Below are 18433 nucleotides of genomic sequence, written 5' to 3'. Positions count from 1 at the left end.
ATCAAGCCGGCACCGGCCGGACGACGCAAGATCGTGCTTGCCACCTCGATCGCCGAAACATCGATCACCATAGACGGCGTGCGCGTGGTGATCGACAGCGGGTTGCAGCGACTGCCGGTCTTCGAACCGGCAACGGGCATAACGAGGCTGGAGACTGTGCGAGTTTCGCGGGCTTCCGCCGATCAGCGGGCGGGCCGCGCTGGGCGAACGGAGCCCGGCGTTGCGGTCCGTCTTTGGCATCAAGGGCAGATGGCGGCGCTCAACACCTTCACACCACCGCAAATTCTGGCGAGCGACCTTTCCAGCCTGGCGCTTGATCTTGCCCATTGGGGCGTTCACGATCCGTCTGCGCTTGCATTTCTGGACGCCCCTCCCGAAGCGGCGCTGAAGGAATCCATCGCGCTTCTCAAAAATCTCGGCGCACTCGATGAAGCCGGATCACTGACGCAACGCGGCCACCTCATGCGCGGCCTCTCATTGCCGCCGCGACTGGCGGCCATGGTGATTGCCGCGACGGGTGAAGGTGCGGGAAAAAAGGCGGCTATGCTCGCCGTCATGCTGACCGAACAGGGGCTCGGCGGAAACGACATTGATCTCGATGAACGTTTGCGGCGCTTTCTTTCCGAGAAGAACGAAAGGGCGCAGGCGGCCCGCAAGCTGGCGTCGAGGCTTTTCGATACGATCGGCGGTGCGAAGGCAGCAACCGAATTGCCGAACGAGGCTGGCCCCCTGCTGCTGCATGCCTATCCGGACCGGATTGCGCTTCAGCGTGGAGCACGCGGCCGTTACGTGATGGCGAACGGCCGGGGTGCTGAACTCGCCGAGACCGAGCGGCTTGCCTCAAGCAGGATGCTGGTGGTTGCCGACATCACCGGGCGGGCGGCGCAGCCGCGCATCCTTTCAGCTGCCGGCATCGAGCGGGCCGATATAGAAGAGCGAATGCCGCATCTTATCGTGCAGCAGGACCAGCTGCTGTTCGACAAGGCGAGCGGCCAGGCGCGTGCACGCCGCGTCACGCGCCTCGGCGCCATCATACTCGACGAAACGCCCCTACCCCGTCCCGAAGGCGAACAGGCGGCGCAGGCGCTCGCCAACGGCGTTCGCGAATACGGCATCGGCATTCTTCCTTTTTCGAAAGAGACCCTTCAGCTGCGTGACAGGATCGGCTTTCTGAGCGCCAGCATCGGCGAGCCTTGGCCGGATGTCAGCGATGCGGCATTGCTTTTGCGACTGGATGAATGGTTCGTGCCCTTCCAGCACGGCGCACGCAGCCTGCAGGATATCCGGCCCGGCAGCCTCTCCGAGGGACTTTTATCCTTGGTGCCCTATGAGGTCGCGCGCGATCTCGGCAGGCTTGCGCCGACGCATTTCGAAGCACCGACGGGCCAGCGGCATCCCATCCGCTACGACGCCAGCGAACCGACGCTTTCCATTCGCGTGCAGGAGCTTTTCGGGCTGACGGCCCACCCTGCCATCGCGCAGGGACGATTGCCGCTGCTTCTGGAATTGACCTCGCCGGCGCACAGGCCGATACAGACGACACGCGATCTTCCCGGTTTCTGGGCGGGATCGTGGAAGGACGTGCGGGCGGATATGCGCGGGCGTTATCCGCGCCATCCATGGCCGGAAGACCCTGCATCGGCATTGCCGACCAGCCGCGCCAAACCGCGCGGAACGTGACGACGATGACAAAGGTAAAGGAGACGAAGGTGGCTGGTCATCCGATCGAAACCACGAGGCTTGGCCGCGCCAGCCGCAGGATAAGGCTGCAAACCATCGTATGGTTGCGCTGGCTGGCGGTTGCGGGGCAGACCGCAACGATCCTGTTCGTCGCCCTGGGGCTGAATTTCCCCCTGCCGCTTCTCGCTTGCAGCCTTTTGATTGCGGCTCTGGCGCTTGCCAACCTGTTCCTCACAGCCCGTTTTCCCTCCACCTATCGTCTGGAGCCCTGGGAAGCGACGCTGCTGCTTGCTTTCGATCTGCTGCAATTGACCGCGCTCATCTATATTACCGGCGGCCTTTCCAATCCGTTCGCGCCGCTGATCTGCGTGCAGGTCATCATTGCCTTTGCCTCGCAGCCGCTTCGGCACTCTCTTATTCTTCTCGCCTTTGCCGTCATATGCTCGACGGCGATTGCCTTTTCGCCGTTTCCGGTTCCTTGGTATCCCGGCGAGGTGCTGCCGATCCAGCTTCTGCTGCATGTGGGCACCTGGGTCGCGATCATTGCTACCACTTCTTTCGCAGCCTTTTATGCCTATCGCGTTTCGCACGAGGCCAACCAGCTCGCGGATGCGCTGGCTGCGACCGAACTGGTGCTGGAGCGGGAAAAACACCTGTCTCAGCTGGATGGGCTTGCAGCAGCAGCAGCGCATGAACTGGGCACGCCGCTCGCGACAATCAGTGTCGTCGCCAAGGAGATGGAGCGGGAATTCGGCAATGATGAAAGATTTGGCGAAGACATAGCGCTGCTGCGCAGCCAGAGCGAACGATGCCGCGATATTCTGCGCCGCCTCACATCGCTTTCCGCCGACAATGAGGAGCACATGCGCCGCCTGCCTCTCTCCTCCCTGATCGAGGAGGTGGTGGCGCCGCACCGGGAATTCGGCATCCGCCTGGAACTCGTTGAAAAGAACAACCGGGCTGACGAGCCGGTCGGCATCCGCAATGCGGGCGTCATTTACGGGCTGGGCAACCTCATTGAAAACGGTGTCGACTATGCGCGGGAAAAAGTAACCGTGACGGTGGACTACGATTCGCAGACCATCACTGTCATCATTGAGGATGACGGACCTGGTTATGCCCATGACGTGCTTGCGCGCATCGGCGAACCCTATGTGACCGAACGTCACAATGACACGCGGGCTGGCGGGCTGGGCCTTGGGCTTTTTATCGCCAAGACGTTGCTGGAAAGGTCCGGCGCCGCCGTCACCTTCGGAAATCGCGGTTCGAGCGGAACCGGAGCGCGGGTCACAATCGTCTGGCCTCGGGCACTTATGGACGATAAAAGAAGCCGTTGACTTTACCATCCACGTTGAAGCGGCGATAAGAAGAAAGCCGACGAAGTTGCCGGAAGGCCGGAAACATGAAGACAGAAGACCAGAACCCATCCACCAGCGCGCCGACGGACGACGAAGATCCGATCGGACCTGACAGATCACTGCTGATCGTCGATGACGACGGCCCGTTTCTGCGCCGGCTTGCCCGGGCGATGGAAACACGCGGATTTGCCGTCGACACCGCCGAGACGGTCAGCGAGGGCATTGCGCGCTCCAAGGCGGCACCGCCCAAATATGCGGTCGTCGATCTGAGGCTTGCGGATGGCAATGGTCTGGAGGTCATCGAAGCCATCAGGCAGAACCGGGACGATACGCAGATCGTTGTCCTGACCGGCTACGGCAATATTGCAACCGCCGTTACCGCGGTAAAACTCGGGGCGCTGGACTATCTTGCCAAACCCGCCGATGCGGACGATGTCTTCAATGCGCTGACGCAGCGCAAGGGCGAGAAGACCGAAGTCCCTGAAAACCCCATGTCGGCGGACCGGGTTCGGTGGGAGCATATTCAGCGCGTTTATGAAATGTGCGAGCGCAACGTTTCGGAAACAGCCCGCCGGCTCAACATGCATCGGCGAACGCTGCAGCGCATTCTGGCGAAACGCGCGCCCAAGTAGCGCATTTCCAGTAAAAGTGCGAAGCGGTTCTGCGCCCGGAAAATGCGCCGAACCGGAACTACTCTCCGAAGCTGCGCCCGGTCGTCCATTCCGCCAGCATCAGCCGGGTTGCAGCGGTTCTCGAGAAATCCAGCATCACCGATTTGCGGGTCGCCGGCGGCAATTTGTGCTCCGGCGCATCGCGAAGCATATGGGCGCCATATCCATCCGACAGGATCAAACCGCATTCCTCCGGGAAGATTTCGACCGGTACTTCCGGATGGGTCGCGAAAAACAGCCGGTCGCAATGCAGGCGGTATTCCGGCCATTTGCGGTCGACCCGAAAATCCTCGATGGAGGATTTGATCTCGATGATCCAGATTTCACCCTTCACCGACAGGCTGATGAGGTCCGCCCTGCGTCCGCTTGCAAGCGGCAGTTCCGGCAGCACCGAATGGCGCATCTCGTGCAGAAGCACCTGAACGCCACGGCGTACAAGCATCGCCTTGTCCGACTGGCGGCCGTCGATTAACGGATTATTGTTGGTAACGGAAAGAATAGTCATGGATAAAAGCTGCTGAAGCGTTTGACCTATTGTTGCAAAAAGGCAATCAACCGGCAATTTCGAGGGCACAACCGTCTTGCGGCAGCGCAACGGCTTGCCAAGAGCGGCTGAATGGAAAATAACCGATTTATCCTGTTAAGCCTACTCCTTCGCACAATTTGGCGAATTTTCCGCGAGAACGACATGCGCATCCGCACCCCATTGACCGCACTCGGTCTGACGGCAGCACTGGCTCTGGCCGGCTGCGCCGAAACCACTTCCCAATCATCTGCGCCGACTTCCGGCAAGATCGCGGCGTCCGTGCCGGTCGCCGACCCGGTTCCGGCGAAGGTCGAAACGGTCCAGATCTTCAACGATGTTTACGGCCCCGTGACCGATGCGGGCTATGCGCTGCCGGCCATTCCGATCAATCGCGTGAATGAGAAGTTCCGTCGCCAGATCGTCGAGTTCCAGACCAGTGAACGGCCGGGCACGATCATCGTCAACACGCGTGACCGTTACCTCTATTATATCCTGTCCGGCAACCGTGCGGTTCGTTACGGCATCGGCGTCGGCAAGGCGGGTTTCGCCTGGGCCGGTGAGGCCTATGTCGCCTGGAAGCAGGAATGGCCAATGTGGCATCCGCCAAAGGAAATGGCGGACCGCAAGCCGGAAGTCGCGAAATATGTCGAGGCGGGCATGGGCCCGGGTCTTTCCAACCCGCTCGGCGCGCGCGCCATGTATCTCTTCAACGAAAAGGGACAGGACACGCTGTTCCGTATCCATGGTTCGCCTGAATGGGCTTCGATCGGCACTGCCGCCTCTTCCGGCTGCATCCGCATGATCAACCAGGACGTCATGGACCTCTACAGCCGCGTCCGTCCGGGCCGCAGCTCCAAGGTTGTCGTGATCCAGTAAGATCGATACCAGACAAAGAAAAAGCCGCCGAGGAATTCCCGGCGGCTTTTTTGTTTATGGAAATGACTTGCGGCGGCGTCAGGCCGCCTGCTTCGCCTTCAGTTCAAGACGGCGGCGATGCAGAACCGGTTCGGTATAACCGTTCGGCTGCTCCCGACCCTTCAGCACCAGTTCGACGGCGGCCTGAAACGCGACCGATCCATCAAAGTCGGACGCCATCGGCAGATAGGCCGGATCTCCGGAATTCTGGCCATCGACCACCGCCGCCATGCGCTTCATGGTCTCAACGATCTGCCCCTCTGTCACCACGCCATGGCGCAGCCAGTTCGCCATATGCTGCGCGGAGATACGCAGTGTGGCGCGGTCTTCCATCAGCCCGACATTGTTGATGTCAGGCACCTTGGAGCAACCAACGCCCTGATCAACCCAGCGCACGACATAGCCGAGAATACCCTGCGCATTATTATCGAGTTCGCGCTGGATTTCCTCCGGCGTCCAGTTGGGACGCGTCGCGACCGGGACGGACAGAATATCCGAGAGCTTCGCGCGGCCGCGGCTTTTCAAGCCTTCCTGAACGGCTGCGACATCGACTTTGTGATAGTGCGTGGCGTGCAGCGTTGCCGCCGTCGGTGAAGGCACCCAGGCGGTGTTGGCGCCGGCCTTCGGATGCGCGATCTTCTGTTCCAGCATGGCCGCCATCAGGTCCGGCATGGCCCACATGCCCTTGCCGATCTGCGCATGGCCGGAAAGGCCGCATTCCAGCCCGATATCGACGTTCCAGTTCTCGTAAGCCGCGATCCAGGCCGCCTGCTTCATGTCGCCCTTGCGGATCATCGGACCCGCTTCCATCGAGGTATGGATCTCGTCGCCCGTGCGGTCGAGGAAGCCCGTATTGATGAAGACGACCCGGTCCTTTGCCGCGCGGATGCTTTCCTTGAGGTTGACCGTCGTGCGGCGCTCCTCATCCATGATGCCCATTTTCATGGTGTTAGGCGCCATACCAATCAGATTTTCGACCCGCGCGAAAATCTCGTTGGCGAAGGCGACCTCCTCCGGCCCGTGCATCTTCGGCTTGACGACATACATCGAGCCGGCGCGTGAATTCTGACGCCGCCCGGACGGGCCAACATCATAGAGCGCGATCAGCGCAGTGACGACGGCGTCCATGATGCCTTCCGGCACCTCACGACCATCCCTGTCGAGGATCGCCGGATTGGTCATGAGATGACCGACATTGCGCACCAGCATCAGGGAGCGCCCCGGCAGAGTAAGCGCCGACCCATCGGGAGCGGTATAATAACGATCCGGATCGAGGCTGCGGGTGAAGGTCTTGCCACCCTTAGACACCTCTTCCGTCAGGTCGCCGCGCATCAGGCCAAGCCAGTTGCCATAAACCAGCACCTTGTCCTCGGCGTCGACTGCGGCAACCGAATCCTCGCAATCCATGATGGTCGTGAGCGCTGATTCGAGAAGGACATCCGAGATACCCGCCTTGTCGCCCTTGCCGATTTCGGTCGACGGATCGATGACGATCTCCGTGTGCAAACCATTCTTGCCAAGCAGGATGGTTGCCGGTTTTTCCGCCTCACCGGTAAAGCCCTTGAATTGCGCCGCATCCTTCAATCCCGTCGTGCCCTCACCGATTGCAAGCTGCAATACGCCGCCGACAATCTCGAAGCCGGTCACATCCGACCATCCTGCCGTTTCGAGCGGGGCCGATTCGTTGAGGAAGTTCCGCGCCCAGGCAATGACCTTGTCACCGCGCTTGGGATTGTAGCCCCTGCCCTTTTCCGCTCCGTCGGCATCAGAAATGGCATCCGTTCCGTAAAGCGCATCATAGAGCGAACCCCAGCGGGCGTTCGCAGCATTCAGCGCATAACGCGCATTCATGACCGGAACGACGAGCTGCGGGCCAGCAACGGCGGCAATTTCAGGGTCGACGTTGCTCGTTTCCACCTTGAAGTCGGGGCCTTCCGGCAGCAGATAACCGATTTCCTTGAGGAAACCTTCATACACATCGAAATCCGTCGGTGCGCCGTTCTGCCGGTACCAGCCATCAAGCTTTTCCTGCAAGGCGTCGCGCTTGGCGAGCAGCTCACGGTTTTTCGGGGAAAGCTCGTGGACGATGGCTGAAAAGCCTTCGAAAAAAGCCTCGCTGTTCAGGCCCGTGCCCGGCAGCACCTCATCCGTCAAAAAGGCATGAAGCCTGTTATCGATGGAAAGACCGAATTTATCCGTGCGGCTCACATGCGCCTCCATTTTAACTTGAGGGCACAGAGTGGACGCTGAGGCGGCCGCTCGTCAATTGCGGGAGACAACCAAATATTATTTCCATTTTGGAAATAATGCAGGAGATAATCGCCTTTTCCTACAAAAGCGCCTGCAGGTCCTTGAGGCGGTCATTCACCAGCCAGCCGTAATAATTCTCTTCCGGCAACAGGGGCTGTTCCCCGCCAGCGGCGCGCTGGCGGTTTTTCTGGGCGAGCGCCGCCGCACGTTGCTGCGAGCCGCCGACATTATAAAGCGTTGAGGTGACGCCCGGATTTCTGGCGATGTCCATGTCGGCAATGGATTTATAGTCATCGATCGATCTACGGATGGATGCCGCCATGAAGGCCAGCGAACGGTCGGGATCCATGATCGCGGTATAAACGGCTGTGGCGTCATTCTCGTCCAGCTTCTCGTAACCGGACGTTCTCGACACCATGTCGGACAGCATCAGTGCCGTCAGCGGATTGATCTGGCCGAGACCGAAAGTCTGTCCTGCATAAAAGGGCTGGAAGAATACGGCGCTGAAACGATTGTTCGGATAGGCAACGCCATCCACCGTCTTGCCGCGGAAGCTGTCGTCCCAGACATCTTCCCGACAGTTCCAAAGACTGTAGGAGTCCTTTTTCGACTGGCATCTGGAAAATTGCGAATGCGTCAGAAACTGCGCAATGGTTTCGTCCTTGTAGCCGAAACGGAAACTGTTGCCGGCATAGGAAGCCGCCTTGACGTAATAGGATTGCAGGCGGTCATAGGCATCGACATTATAAGTATGCTCACCAACGATTGCGCCGATCATATGGATCGGATCGATACCGTAGCGCCCGGCCGTCGACTTGATCTTGCCGATCAGCGCCTTGTCGGAGGACAGGAGGTCGATCACTTTCTGGTATTTGCGCTCGAAAGAGGTGTTGGACGCCTTGGTCCTCTTTGCGGAAGCGCCCGGGACGCCCGGCTGTTCTGCATTGCGATTGCCCGGCGGAACGACCGTCGCAGCCTCGGTAAAGGAAGACGAGACGACGGTGAACGTCAAAGCAGCGGCAAATGCCAGAAGAGTTTTGCGCACGAGCGAATGCCTTTTCTCAAGCCTGCGGTTTCCCTGGCGACATATGCGGGAAAACCGGACCATTCCACTAAAGCGGTTCCAACCGGAATGCAGCCCTTCCATAAACAAAATGCGGGCTGAATGCGAGACAAGGCAGATAAAATAAAAGAGTGCGGCAAATATGGCCGCACTCTCACCTCTTTGATCTGAAGAGTCTTCAGAGAATATAGCGCGACAAATCCGTATCGGCAGCAAGATCGCCGACATGTTTTTTCACATATTCCTGATCGATCTTGACGGCTGAACCACCGCGATCCGGTGCATTGAACGAAATCTCGTCCAGAACACGTTCCATCACGGTCTGGAGGCGGCGCGCACCGATATTCTCGACCGACGAGTTGAGATGAACGGCCACGTCGGCCAAAGCATCTATCGCATCGTCAGTGAAGTCGAGATCGAGTTCTTCCGTCGCCATCAGCGCCTTGTACTGGCGGATGAGGCTTGCTTCCGTCTCCGTCAGGATACGGCGGAAATCCTCCTTCGTCAGCGGCTTCAGCTCCACGCGGATCGGCAGACGACCCTGAAGCTCCGGCAGAAGGTCGGAAGGCTTTGCGACATGGAAAGCGCCCGATGCGATGAAGAGCACGTGGTCGGTCTTCACCGGTCCATATTTCGTCGAAACCGTCGTGCCTTCGACAAGCGGCAGAAGATCACGCTGCACACCTTCGCGCGAGACGCCGGCACCCATGCCACCGTCACGGGCAGCGATCTTGTCGATCTCGTCGAGGAAGACGATACCGTCATTTTCCACCGACTTCACCGCTTCGCGCTGGATCATTTCATTGTCGAGCAGCTTGTCGGATTCGTCGCGGACAAGATCGGTATAAGACTTCGAAACCGTGGTGCGCACCTTCTTGGTACGTCCGCCCATGGCCTTGCCGAACATTTCCGACAGGTTAAGAACGCCGATATTGGCGCCCGGCATGCCGGGAATTTCAAAGCCGGGCATGCCCGATCCGCTGTCTGCAACCTCGATGTCGATTTCCTTGTCGTCCAATTCACCATCACGCAGCTTCTTGCGGAAGCTTTCGCGAGTGCCGGGCGACGCCGTCGATCCGACCAGTGCGTCGAGCACCCGTTCTTCGGCGCTGGCATGGGCCTTTGCCTGAACCTCGGTACGCTTCTTTTCACGCACGAGACCGATGCCGATTTCGACCAGATCGCGTATGATCTGCTCGACATCGCGGCCGACATAACCGACTTCGGTGAACTTGGTCGCCTCGACCTTGATGAAGGGCGCGCCGGCAAGCTTGGCCAGGCGGCGGGAAATCTCCGTCTTGCCGACACCGGTCGGTCCAATCATCAGAATGTTTTTCGGCATGACTTCGTCGCGCAGGCTCTCATCGAGCTGCTGGCGACGCCAGCGGTTGCGAAGCGCAATCGCGACCGCACGTTTCGCATCATGCTGGCCGATGATGTGGCGGTCGAGTTCCGAGACAATTTCCCGGGGAGAAAAAGTGGTCATTCTGTCCTCTCGGCTTTCCTGTTCCGACCGGCCTTTCTGGCCCGGCCCACAGGACCCTTGGGTGAGAAATGGGGTGGAATATACTTACTCGGCGTCGAGAGTTTCGATGACGAGGTTATGGTTGGTATAAACGCAGATATCGGCGGCGATATCGAGCGACTGGCGCGCCACGTCTTCTGCCGACTTGTCCGTGTCCATCATCGCGCGGGCAGCCGCAAAGGCGTAGTTACCGCCCGAGCCGATGGCGATCGCGCCGTGTTCCGGCTCCAGCACGTCACCATTGCCGGTGATGGCCAAAGTGGTGGATTTGTCGGCCACCAGCATCATGGCTTCGAGGTTGCGCAGATATTTGTCCGTGCGCCAATCCTTCGCAAGCTCCACGGCTGCGCGCATCAACTGGCCGGGATATTGCTCGAGTTTCTTTTCGAGACGGTCGAGCAGCGTGAAGGCATCCGCGGTCGCACCGGCAAAACCGGCAATCACTTCGCCCTTGCCGATGCGGCGAACCTTGCGGGCGTTGCCCTTCATGACGGTCTGGCCAAGGCTTACCTGACCATCGCCAGCCATGACGACCTTGCCGCCCTTCCTGACTGTAATAATCGTTGTCATCAAACACCTGTCTGCCCTGCCGGGCCTGCTGTTAACGGGCCGGCATCCGGCCCTTCTCGAGTTCTATGTAAGTTTGCTTTTCACGATTGCAATCTTGGGCGCCGTGCACCGTTTTGCGCAAGCCAGGCAAGACGATGGAACAACTGGATATTTATGTCCTGTGCTGATAAGGAACGGCAACATTTTCACGGAGCGGCCACAAATGGCAGAACGTAAAGGCGAGATTATCCGCAAGACCAACGAAACCTCGGTTTCGGTGCGCGTGGATATCGACGGCACCGGCAAGTCGACAATTTCCACCGGCGTTGGATTTTTCGACCATATGCTGGACCAGCTCAGCCGCCATTCGCTGATCGACATGGAGATCGAGGTCAAGGGCGACCTGCATATCGATGACCACCATACGGTGGAAGATACGGGCATCGCCATCGGCCAGGCCATCGCCAAGGCGCTGGGCGACCGGCGCGGCATTACCCGTTATGCCTCGCTCGACCTCGCCATGGATGAGACGATGACCAAGGCCGCCGTCGATATTTCCGGGCGTCCCTTCCTGGTCTGGAACGTGAACTTCTCCGCACCGAAGATCGGCACCTTCGACACCGAGCTGGTGCGTGAGTTCTTTCAGGCGCTGGCGCAGAATGCCGGCATCACCCTGCATATCCTGAACCATTACGGCGCCAACAACCATCATATCGCCGAAACATGCTTCAAGGCCGTTGCCCGCGTTCTTCGCGCGGCAACCGAGATCGACCCCCGGCAGGCAGGCCGCGTTCCCTCGACAAAGGGCATGCTGGCCTGACCGCCAAAGCTGTCAGGAAGCCCATGACAAGCTATCTCGTTCTGGAAGCCCCCAACGGGCCGGACAGGGACCATAAAACGACCCGCTTCATCGCAGACCGTTTTGTCTGGCTGGCGCTGATTGCGCCCTGGCTGTGGCTCGCCCTGAACCGGTTGTGGCTGGCGGCCGCCATTGTTTTCGTCGCCATCATTCTGGCCGGTCAGGCATCGATGTTACCCGGGTTTGAACCGGCCGGCATTCTGTGCGGTTTCGCCATTGCCCTCATCACCGCACTGGAAGGACGCAATTTTCTCGTCCGGCACCTGATCGGCAAAGGCTGGAAGATGACTTCCGTCATTTCCGCCCCTGATCTTTCGAGTGCAGAGGAAATATATTTCTCCGACCTCACCGATACCGCAACGACGGAACAGCTGTCGCAGCCGGTATGGACCCCTGCGCCGCAAAGGAGCGGCGACAAAAACTTCGTCAACGATCCCGCCGGATCGTTTCTTTTCGACTTGAATGGAAGGCGCTGACATGCGTGTCGCGATCATCGACTACGGTTCGGGCAATCTGCGTTCGGCCACCAAAGCTTTCGAGCGTGCCGCCCGTGAAGCAGGCATCAGTGCAACCATCGACCTGACCGACAGGCCGGATCACGTCGCATCGGCGGACCGCATCGTTCTGCCCGGTGTCGGCGCCTATGCGGATTGCCGTGCAGGCCTCGATGCCGTTCCCGGCATGCATGAGGCGCTCATTGAAGCCGTCGAGAAAAAAGCCCATCCCTTCCTCGGCATCTGCGTCGGCATGCAGCTGATGTCCTCACGCGGTCTGGAAAAGACCGTCAGTGCCGGGCTTGGCTGGATCGAAGGCGACGTCGTGGAAATGACGCCGTCCGATCCGGGCCTGAAGATTCCGCAGATCGGCTGGAACACGCTGGAAATCCGGCATGCCCACCCGCTATTCGAAGGCATCAAGACCGGCGCGGACGGGTTGCATGCCTATTTCGTGCATTCCTATCATCTGGCGGCAAAACATCCGGCGGACGTCATCGCCACCACCAATTACGGTGGCGCGATGACGGCTTTCGTCGGCCGTGACAATATGGCGGGCGCGCAGTTCCACCCGGAAAAAAGCCAGACGCTCGGCCTTGCCCTGATTTCCAATTTCCTGCGCTGGAAGCCCTGACATGATTCTTTTTCCCGCAATCGACCTTAAAGACGGCCAGTGCGTTCGCCTGAAACTCGGCGATATGGAGCAGGCCACCGTTTATAACGAAGACCCCGGAGCACAGGCCAAGGCCTTCGAGGATCAGGGTTTCGAATGGCTGCATGTCGTTGATCTCAACGGCGCCTTTGCCGGCCAGACAGTCAATGGCGAGGCGGTCGACGCCATTCTGAAAGCCACGAAAAACCCGGTGCAGCTCGGCGGCGGCATCCGCACGCTCGACCATATCGAAGCGTGGCTGAGCCGTGGGCTTGCCCGCGTCATTCTCGGCACCGTGGCGGTGCGCGATCCGGCTCTGGTTCTGGAAGCCTGCAAGCGTTTCCCCGGCCAGGTCGCCGTCGGCATCGACGCCAAGGGCGGCAAGGTCGCTGTTGAGGGCTGGGCAGAGGCGTCCGAGCTCGGCGTCATCGAACTCGCCAAACGCTTCGAAGGTGCCGGCGTCGCCGCCATCATCTACACCGATATCGATCGCGACGGCATTCTGGCCGGCATCAACTGGGCCTCAACGCTGGAACTGGCGGATGCCGTGTCGATCCCGGTCATCGCATCCGGCGGTCTCGCCTCCATTGAGGACATCAAGCGCATGTTGCAGCCTGGTGCTGCAAAGCTCGAGGGTGCTATTTCAGGTCGTGCGCTTTATGACGGGCGCATCGACCCCGCCGAGGCGCTTGCTCTCATCAAGGCTGCAAAGGGAGTAGACGCATGACCCTCAAAGCCCGCGTTATCCCATGCCTCGATGTGAAAGACGGCCGCGTCGTCAAGGGCGTGAACTTCGTCGACCTGATCGACGCCGGTGATCCCGTCGAGGCGGCGAAGGCCTATGATGCGGCGGGAGCGGACGAACTCTGCTTTCTCGACATCACCGCCTCGTCCGACAATCGCGACACGATTTTCGACGTCGTATCGCGCACCGCCGACCATTGCTTCATGCCGCTCACCGTCGGCGGCGGTGTCCGCGCCGTCGCTGACATCCGCAAGCTGCTTCTCTGCGGTGCCGACAAGGTCTCGATCAATTCCGCAGCGGTGAAGGATCCTGATTTCGTCGCGCAGGCCGCCGACAAGTTCGGCAACCAGTGCATCGTCGTCTCGATCGACGCCAAGAGGGTTTCGAAAGACGGGGAAGCCGACCGTTGGGAAATCTTCACCCATGGCGGACGCCAGCCGACCGGGATCGATGCCGTGGAATTCGCCATCAAAATGGTCGAACGCGGTGCCGGCGAATTGCTCGTCACCTCAATGGATCGCGACGGCACCAAAAGCGGATACGATATTGGCCTGACGCGCACCATTGCCGATCAGGTTCGCGTGCCCGTTATCGCCTCGGGCGGCGTCGGAACGCTGGATGATCTGGTGGCAGGTGTGCGTGATGGCCATGCCACCGCGGTGCTTGCCGCTTCCATCTTCCACTTCGGCACCTATTCGATCGGGCAAGCCAAGACCTATATGGCCGAGCATGGCATCGCCATGCGTCTCGACTGATTGCAGGAACCTCTTCCATGAGCGCATTTTCCCTTTCCGATCTGGAGCGCATCGTCGCGACACGCGCCGCCGCCTCTCCTGACGAATCCTGGACAGCCAAACTTGTTGCGGCGGGTCAGGAACGTGCGGCTAAAAAACTGGGCGAAGAGGCGGTTGAGGCCGTCATCGCCGCCATCGCGAAAGACCGCGACGGGCTGAAAAACGAGGCCGCCGATCTGCTTTATCACCTGCTGGTGGTGCTGAAGATTGCCGACATTCCGCTTGCCGACGTTTTTGCCGAGCTGGAGCGCCGAACCGGACAGACCGGGCTTGCGGAAAAGGCAGCGAGGCCGACATCATGAACGTCAAGGCAGGCAGCGGGGAGAGAGGCATGCCGAGCACACTCGATCATTTCCGGCCGGATGAATATTCGCCCTACCACTTCTTCAGCTCTGAAGAATGGGCGAATTTTCGCGCCGATACGCCGCTCACCCTTTCCGCCGACGAGGTGAAAAGGCTGCGTTCGCTGGATGACCCGATCGATCTGGACGAAGTGCGGCGGATCTATCTGTCGCTGTCGCGCCTCTTGTCATCGCATGTCGAAGCGTCGCAGCTGCTTTTCGAACAGCGCAACCGCTTCCTGAATATGGCGGACGTCAACAAGACGCCTTTCGTCATCGGCATTGCCGGTTCGGTGGCCGTTGGCAAATCAACGACGGCGCGTATCCTGAAGGAGCTTCTGGCCCGCTGGCCTTCCAGCCCGAAGGTCGATCTCATCACCACCGACGGATTTCTTTACCCAAACGAGGTGCTGCGGCGCGAAAACCTGATGGAGCGCAAGGGCTTTCCGGAGAGCTACGATATCGGCGCTCTGCTGCGTTTCCTCTCGGCGATCAAGGCGGGCCAGCCGAATGTGAAGGCCCCGCGCTATTCCCACCTGACCTATGACGTTTTGCCGAACGAATTCACTGTCATCGACCAGCCGGACATCCTGATCTTCGAAGGCATCAACGTCCTGCAATCGCGTGATCTACCCGCAGGCGGGCGGATCGTGCCTATCGTGTCGGATTTCTTCGATTTCTCGATCTATATCGATGCGGATGAGGACTTCATTCACAACTGGTATGTGAACCGGTTCATGAATCTGCGGCAAACCGCGTTCCGCGACCCGAATTCGTTCTTCAATCGCTATGCATCGATCAGCGAGGAAGCAGCACTCAGCATTGCCGAGGGTCTCTGGCAGAACATCAACCTGAAGAACCTGCGCCAGAACATCGTGCCCACGCGACCGCGCGCCGATCTTATCTTGCGCAAGGGAAAGAACCACCTGATCGACACGGTGGCGCTTCGCAAGCTGTAAAAGATGCCGCACGAGGCGGCATCTCCATTGCTGCGGTTAAAAGCCGTTATTACGCAAGGTCTGGAATACGCAGGACCTGACCGGGATAGATTTTATCGGGGTGAGTCAGCATCGGCTTGTTGGCTTCGAAGATGATGTTGTTCTTCGCACCATTGGCCTTGCCATATTGCGCTTCGGCGATCTTCCAGAGATTGTCGCCCTTCTTGACCGTGTAGAAGACGGGTTCTTTCGCCGGCGCTTCGGCGACCTTCAGTTCACCCGCCTCGACCTTGGAAATGCCGAGCGTATTGCCAACCGCGATGACCGCCTTTTCGAAAACCGACTGATCGGCCACTTCGCCCTTCAGAACGACCTTGTCGTCCACCACCTCGACCTGAACCTTGTCCGTGCCGAGATCGTGGGAAGCGAGTTCCTTTTTGACCGCTTCGACATCGGGGGCATCATCACCACCGCCGATACCAAGCTTCTTTCCCGCTTCCTTGATGAAATTGAACAGACCCATAGCACCCTCCTTGGTTGTAGGGATGCTTACCAGACGATATTTGAGGCTCTATGACAAGTGCGAAACATTTCGCCGTCTGCCGCCTATTCGCCTGACGGTTTGCCACGCATTTTCTTCACGTCCGAACGTCCGGACTTTGCCTTGAGGCGGCGCTCGACCGAGCCTTTGGTCGGCTTGGTGGCCTTGCGCACAGGTGGCGGCGGGGCGGCGGCTTCAAGGATCAGTTCCTTCAGCCGATCACGGGCATCTTCCCGATTGCGCTCCTGGCTGCGAAACCGGCTCGCCTCGATCATCAGCACGCCTTCTTTCGAAACGCGCCGGCCGCCCAGCCGCAGGGCGTTTGCCTTCACCCGGTCTGGCAGGGACGGTGAATTGGCGATGTCGAAAAACAGCTGAACCGCCGTCGAGACCTTGTTGACATTCTGGCCGCCGGGACCACCGGCCAGCACGAATTGCTCCGTCAGTTCCCAGCCGGCGATGGTAATACGGTTACTGATGTAAAGCGCGTCGCTGGCCATGATCTTTCTCCGCGCCGGTGATGCCACAGATCGCAAAAAATGAAAACAGCAGGCCAAACGAAAGAACCCGGCACAAGGCCGGGTCCCCTCCTCCTCATAAATGAGGCTTCATTCATTCAGCCGCGAGCAGCAGGCCAGGTGCAGCGTCGCGAACCTTGCTGTCGACATGGTCCTCGAACTTGGTGAAGTTCGTGACGAACATGGATACGAGCTTCTCCGCCTGCGCATCGTAAGCTGCGCCATCAGCCCAGGTCGAACGCGGATCGAGGATCGTGCTGTCGACGCCTTCCAGCGACAGCGGCACGGCGAAACCGAAATTCGCATCGGTGCGGAATTCCGCATTCTTCAGGTCGCCGGTCAGTGCAGCGGTCAAAAGCGCGCGGGTCGCCTTGATGGGCATGCGCTTGCCGATGCCGTAAGCACCGCCCGTCCAGCCGGTGTTGACCAGCCAGCAATCGACGCCGTGCTTGCCGATCAGCTCACGCAGCAGGTTGCCATATTCCGCCGGATGACGCGGCATGAAGGGCGCGCCGAAGCAGGTGGAGAAGGTTGCTTCCGGTTCCGTTACGCCCTTTTCCGTGCCGGCAACCTTCGCGGTGTAACCGGAGAGGAAGTGGTACATGGCCTGTTCCGGCGTCAGACGGGCGATCGGCGGCAGCACGCCGAAGGCATCCGCCGTCAGCATGATGATCGTCTTCGGATGGCCGGCAATGCCGGTTTCCGATGCATTCGGAATGAAGTGCAGCGGATAGGCGCTGCGGGTGTTTTCCGTCAGCGAATTGTCGTTGAAGTCGGGAACGCGGTTTTCGTCCAGCACCACGTTTTCGAGAACCGTGCCGAAACGGCGGGTCGCGGCATAGATTTCCGGCTCGGCTTCAGCCGAAAGCTTGATCGCCTTGGCGTAGCAGCCGCCTTCGAAGTTGAAGATGCCGTGCTCGCCCCAACCATGTTCGTCGTCGCCGATCAGCGTGCGCGACGGATCGGCCGAAAGCGTGGTCTTGCCGGTGCCGGAGAGACCGAAGAACACGGCGGAATCACCCTGCGGACCGACATTGGCCGAGCAATGCATCGGCATGACGCCCTTGGCCGGCAGAAGGTAGTTCAGCACCGTGAAGACGGACTTTTTGTTTTCGCCGGCATAGGAGGTGCCGCCGATGAGGACGAGACCATTGGTGAGATCGCAGGCGATGACAGTTTCCGTACGCACGCCGTGACGGGCGGGATCAGCCTTGAAGCTCGGCAGGTTGATGATGGTCAGCTTCTGCTTGAAGCCCGCCAGTTTCTCCTGCTTCGGGCGGATCAGCAGATTGCGGATGAACAGCGAATGCCAGGCAAGCTCGGTGACGACGCGTGTTGGCAGCGCGTTTTCCTCATCGGCACCGCCGATCAGATCCTGCACGTAAAGTGTCTTGCCGGCGGCATGGGCCAGCATGTCCTGGCGCAGCAGCTCGAAATTTTCCGGCGACAGCGGCTTGTTGTTGTCCCACCAGATGGTGTTCTCGGTGGAGGCATCACGAACGACGAACTTATCCTTCGGCGAGCGGCCCGTATGCTGGCCGGTGACGGCGCGCAGCGCACCATCGATGGTCAGTTCAGCCTCGCCGTTGCGGATCGCCTCTTCGTATAATTCGCTCTCATTGAGGTTATAAAAGACGCGGGAGGCCTCGCCCAGTCCGAGTTCCGCAACTCCATTGGCAGGATTATGAACCCCAAGCTCGTTCATGACGCGTTCCTTGTTAATGACGATAAGGACGTTGAAATTTCCTCGGAAAATACGTGGCGGCTTTTAGAAACGCAAGAGCCGAACTTTAAAAAACTTAGTGATTTCAATATATTAATCGATTTAAAAGATTTTATTTCTTTTTAAATCGGTTGAAGACGCATTAAAATCCGGCTGCGGCGTTTTCACCGAAATCCCCTCATCGCGCTGCGGATTTGGCTGCGAGATTTCCTTTGCCACAATTTGTTCCACCTTTATACTCAAGAGAGTGGCTCACGGCGCACAACCTTGGCTGGGTGAATGTCGGGAGTT

At 59.3% G+C, this 18433-nt stretch carries 19 protein-coding genes (1 of these 19 running past the window's edge); 11 read left to right on the top strand and 8 right to left on the bottom strand.

The window, feature by feature from the left end; all coding sequences use genetic code 11:
* From hrpB to JZY08_RS13815, 3 genes are all read left to right on the top strand, one after another.
* Nucleotides 1–1680: the 3' portion of an ATP-dependent helicase HrpB gene (gene hrpB / locus JZY08_RS13825; protein WP_216330456.1), read on the top strand. It extends 807 nt beyond the left edge of the window; the window shows 1680 of its 2487 coding nt (coding positions 808–2487); its start codon lies beyond the left edge, outside the window; its stop codon occupies nucleotides 1678–1680.
* Nucleotides 1681–1709: 29 nt separating this feature from the next.
* Entirely contained in the window at nucleotides 1710–3017 is a 1308-nt protein-coding gene (locus JZY08_RS13820; RefSeq protein ID WP_080600209.1) for an ActS/PrrB/RegB family redox-sensitive histidine kinase, read from the top strand.
* A 65-nt stretch (nucleotides 3018–3082) separates the two neighbouring features.
* Nucleotides 3083–3670, top strand: coding sequence for an ActR/PrrA/RegA family redox response regulator transcription factor (locus JZY08_RS13815; RefSeq protein WP_003492893.1), 588 nt, complete (start codon nucleotides 3083–3085; stop codon nucleotides 3668–3670).
* Between the two features lie 58 nt (nucleotides 3671–3728).
* Here JZY08_RS13815 and JZY08_RS13810 read toward each other — a convergent pair whose 3' ends face one another.
* The gene (locus tag JZY08_RS13810) at nucleotides 3729–4214 is read right to left on the bottom strand and encodes an MmcB family DNA repair protein (protein WP_035241937.1); all 486 of its coding nucleotides are present in this window, start codon (nucleotides 4212–4214) and stop codon (nucleotides 3729–3731) included.
* Between the two features lie 183 nt (nucleotides 4215–4397).
* Between JZY08_RS13810 and JZY08_RS13805 the strand changes: the two genes are divergently transcribed.
* Nucleotides 4398–5111: a L,D-transpeptidase gene (locus JZY08_RS13805; RefSeq protein WP_003492889.1), complete on the top strand. Its 714-nt coding sequence runs from the start codon at nucleotides 4398–4400 to the stop codon at nucleotides 5109–5111.
* A 78-nt stretch (nucleotides 5112–5189) separates the two neighbouring features.
* Here JZY08_RS13805 and JZY08_RS13800 read toward each other — a convergent pair whose 3' ends face one another.
* The 4 genes from JZY08_RS13800 to hslV all read right to left on the bottom strand — a co-directional run bounded on the left by JZY08_RS13800 (nucleotide 5190) and on the right by hslV (nucleotide 10558).
* Nucleotides 5190–7358, bottom strand: coding sequence for a malate synthase G (locus JZY08_RS13800; RefSeq protein ID WP_216330455.1), 2169 nt, complete (start codon nucleotides 7356–7358; stop codon nucleotides 5190–5192).
* A gap of 121 nt (nucleotides 7359–7479) precedes the next feature.
* Nucleotides 7480–8445, bottom strand: coding sequence for a DUF1402 family protein (locus tag JZY08_RS13795; RefSeq protein WP_216330454.1), 966 nt, complete (start codon nucleotides 8443–8445; stop codon nucleotides 7480–7482).
* A gap of 196 nt (nucleotides 8446–8641) precedes the next feature.
* Nucleotides 8642–9949 (bottom strand): ATP-dependent protease ATPase subunit HslU, encoded by a 1308-nt coding sequence (gene hslU, locus JZY08_RS13790; protein WP_216330453.1) that lies wholly within the window; start codon nucleotides 9947–9949, stop codon nucleotides 8642–8644.
* A gap of 84 nt (nucleotides 9950–10033) precedes the next feature.
* Nucleotides 10034–10558 (bottom strand): ATP-dependent protease subunit HslV, encoded by a 525-nt coding sequence (hslV, locus tag JZY08_RS13785; RefSeq protein ID WP_003492881.1) that lies wholly within the window; start codon nucleotides 10556–10558, stop codon nucleotides 10034–10036.
* 202 nt (nucleotides 10559–10760) lie between these two features.
* Here hslV and hisB point away from each other — a divergent pair, with 202 nt between their 5' ends.
* Genes hisB through coaA form a run of 7 tightly spaced genes read left to right on the top strand, consistent with a single transcriptional unit; the run spans nucleotide 10761 to nucleotide 15381 of the window.
* Nucleotides 10761–11357 carry an imidazoleglycerol-phosphate dehydratase HisB gene (gene hisB / locus JZY08_RS13780; RefSeq protein ID WP_216330452.1) on the top strand — a complete coding sequence of 199 codons (597 nt, stop codon included), beginning with the start codon at nucleotides 10761–10763 and terminating at the stop codon, nucleotides 11355–11357.
* Between the two features lie 23 nt (nucleotides 11358–11380).
* Nucleotides 11381–11872 (top strand): DUF2628 domain-containing protein, encoded by a 492-nt coding sequence (locus JZY08_RS13775; protein ID WP_003492877.1) that lies wholly within the window; start codon nucleotides 11381–11383, stop codon nucleotides 11870–11872.
* Between the two features lies 1 nt (nucleotide 11873).
* Nucleotides 11874–12524, top strand: coding sequence for an imidazole glycerol phosphate synthase subunit HisH (gene hisH / locus JZY08_RS13770; RefSeq protein ID WP_082183327.1), 651 nt, complete (start codon nucleotides 11874–11876; stop codon nucleotides 12522–12524).
* Nucleotide 12525: 1 nt separating this feature from the next.
* A complete protein-coding gene (gene hisA, locus JZY08_RS13765) occupies nucleotides 12526–13269 on the top strand; it encodes a 1-(5-phosphoribosyl)-5-[(5-phosphoribosylamino)methylideneamino]imidazole-4-carboxamide isomerase (protein ID WP_216330451.1) in 744 nt (247 codons plus the stop codon).
* Nucleotides 13266–14042, top strand: coding sequence for an imidazole glycerol phosphate synthase subunit HisF (gene hisF / locus JZY08_RS13760; RefSeq protein ID WP_216330450.1), 777 nt, complete (start codon nucleotides 13266–13268; stop codon nucleotides 14040–14042). The genes hisA and hisF overlap by 4 nt, the downstream gene beginning before the upstream one ends.
* 17 nt (nucleotides 14043–14059) lie before the next feature.
* Complete coding sequence (locus JZY08_RS13755; RefSeq protein WP_003516295.1) at nucleotides 14060–14383, top strand: phosphoribosyl-ATP diphosphatase; 324 nt, start codon at nucleotides 14060–14062, stop codon at nucleotides 14381–14383.
* Nucleotides 14380–15381 carry a type I pantothenate kinase gene (gene coaA / locus JZY08_RS13750; protein WP_175414383.1) on the top strand — a complete coding sequence of 334 codons (1002 nt, stop codon included), beginning with the start codon at nucleotides 14380–14382 and terminating at the stop codon, nucleotides 15379–15381. Before JZY08_RS13755 ends, coaA begins: the two co-directional genes overlap by 4 nt.
* A gap of 49 nt (nucleotides 15382–15430) precedes the next feature.
* Here coaA and lysM read toward each other — a convergent pair whose 3' ends face one another.
* The 3 genes from lysM to JZY08_RS13735 all read right to left on the bottom strand — a co-directional run bounded on the left by lysM (nucleotide 15431) and on the right by JZY08_RS13735 (nucleotide 18124).
* Entirely contained in the window at nucleotides 15431–15883 is a 453-nt protein-coding gene (gene lysM, locus JZY08_RS13745; RefSeq protein ID WP_003492864.1) for a peptidoglycan-binding protein LysM, read from the bottom strand.
* A gap of 83 nt (nucleotides 15884–15966) precedes the next feature.
* Nucleotides 15967–16401 (bottom strand): alternative ribosome rescue aminoacyl-tRNA hydrolase ArfB, encoded by a 435-nt coding sequence (gene arfB, locus JZY08_RS13740; protein WP_035241311.1) that lies wholly within the window; start codon nucleotides 16399–16401, stop codon nucleotides 15967–15969.
* A gap of 112 nt (nucleotides 16402–16513) precedes the next feature.
* Nucleotides 16514–18124, bottom strand: a complete 1611-nt coding sequence (locus JZY08_RS13735; RefSeq protein WP_216330449.1) for a phosphoenolpyruvate carboxykinase — start codon at nucleotides 18122–18124, stop codon at nucleotides 16514–16516.
* Nucleotides 18125–18433 lie beyond the last annotated feature (309 nt).

Origin of the sequence: Rhizobium sp. X9, from assembly GCF_018873185.1 — a bacterium.
Lineage (GTDB): Bacteria > Pseudomonadota > Alphaproteobacteria > Rhizobiales > Rhizobiaceae > Agrobacterium > Agrobacterium oryzihabitans.
Note: the sequence above shows the minus strand (reverse complement) of the source record. Positions and strands in the feature narration are given on the sequence as shown.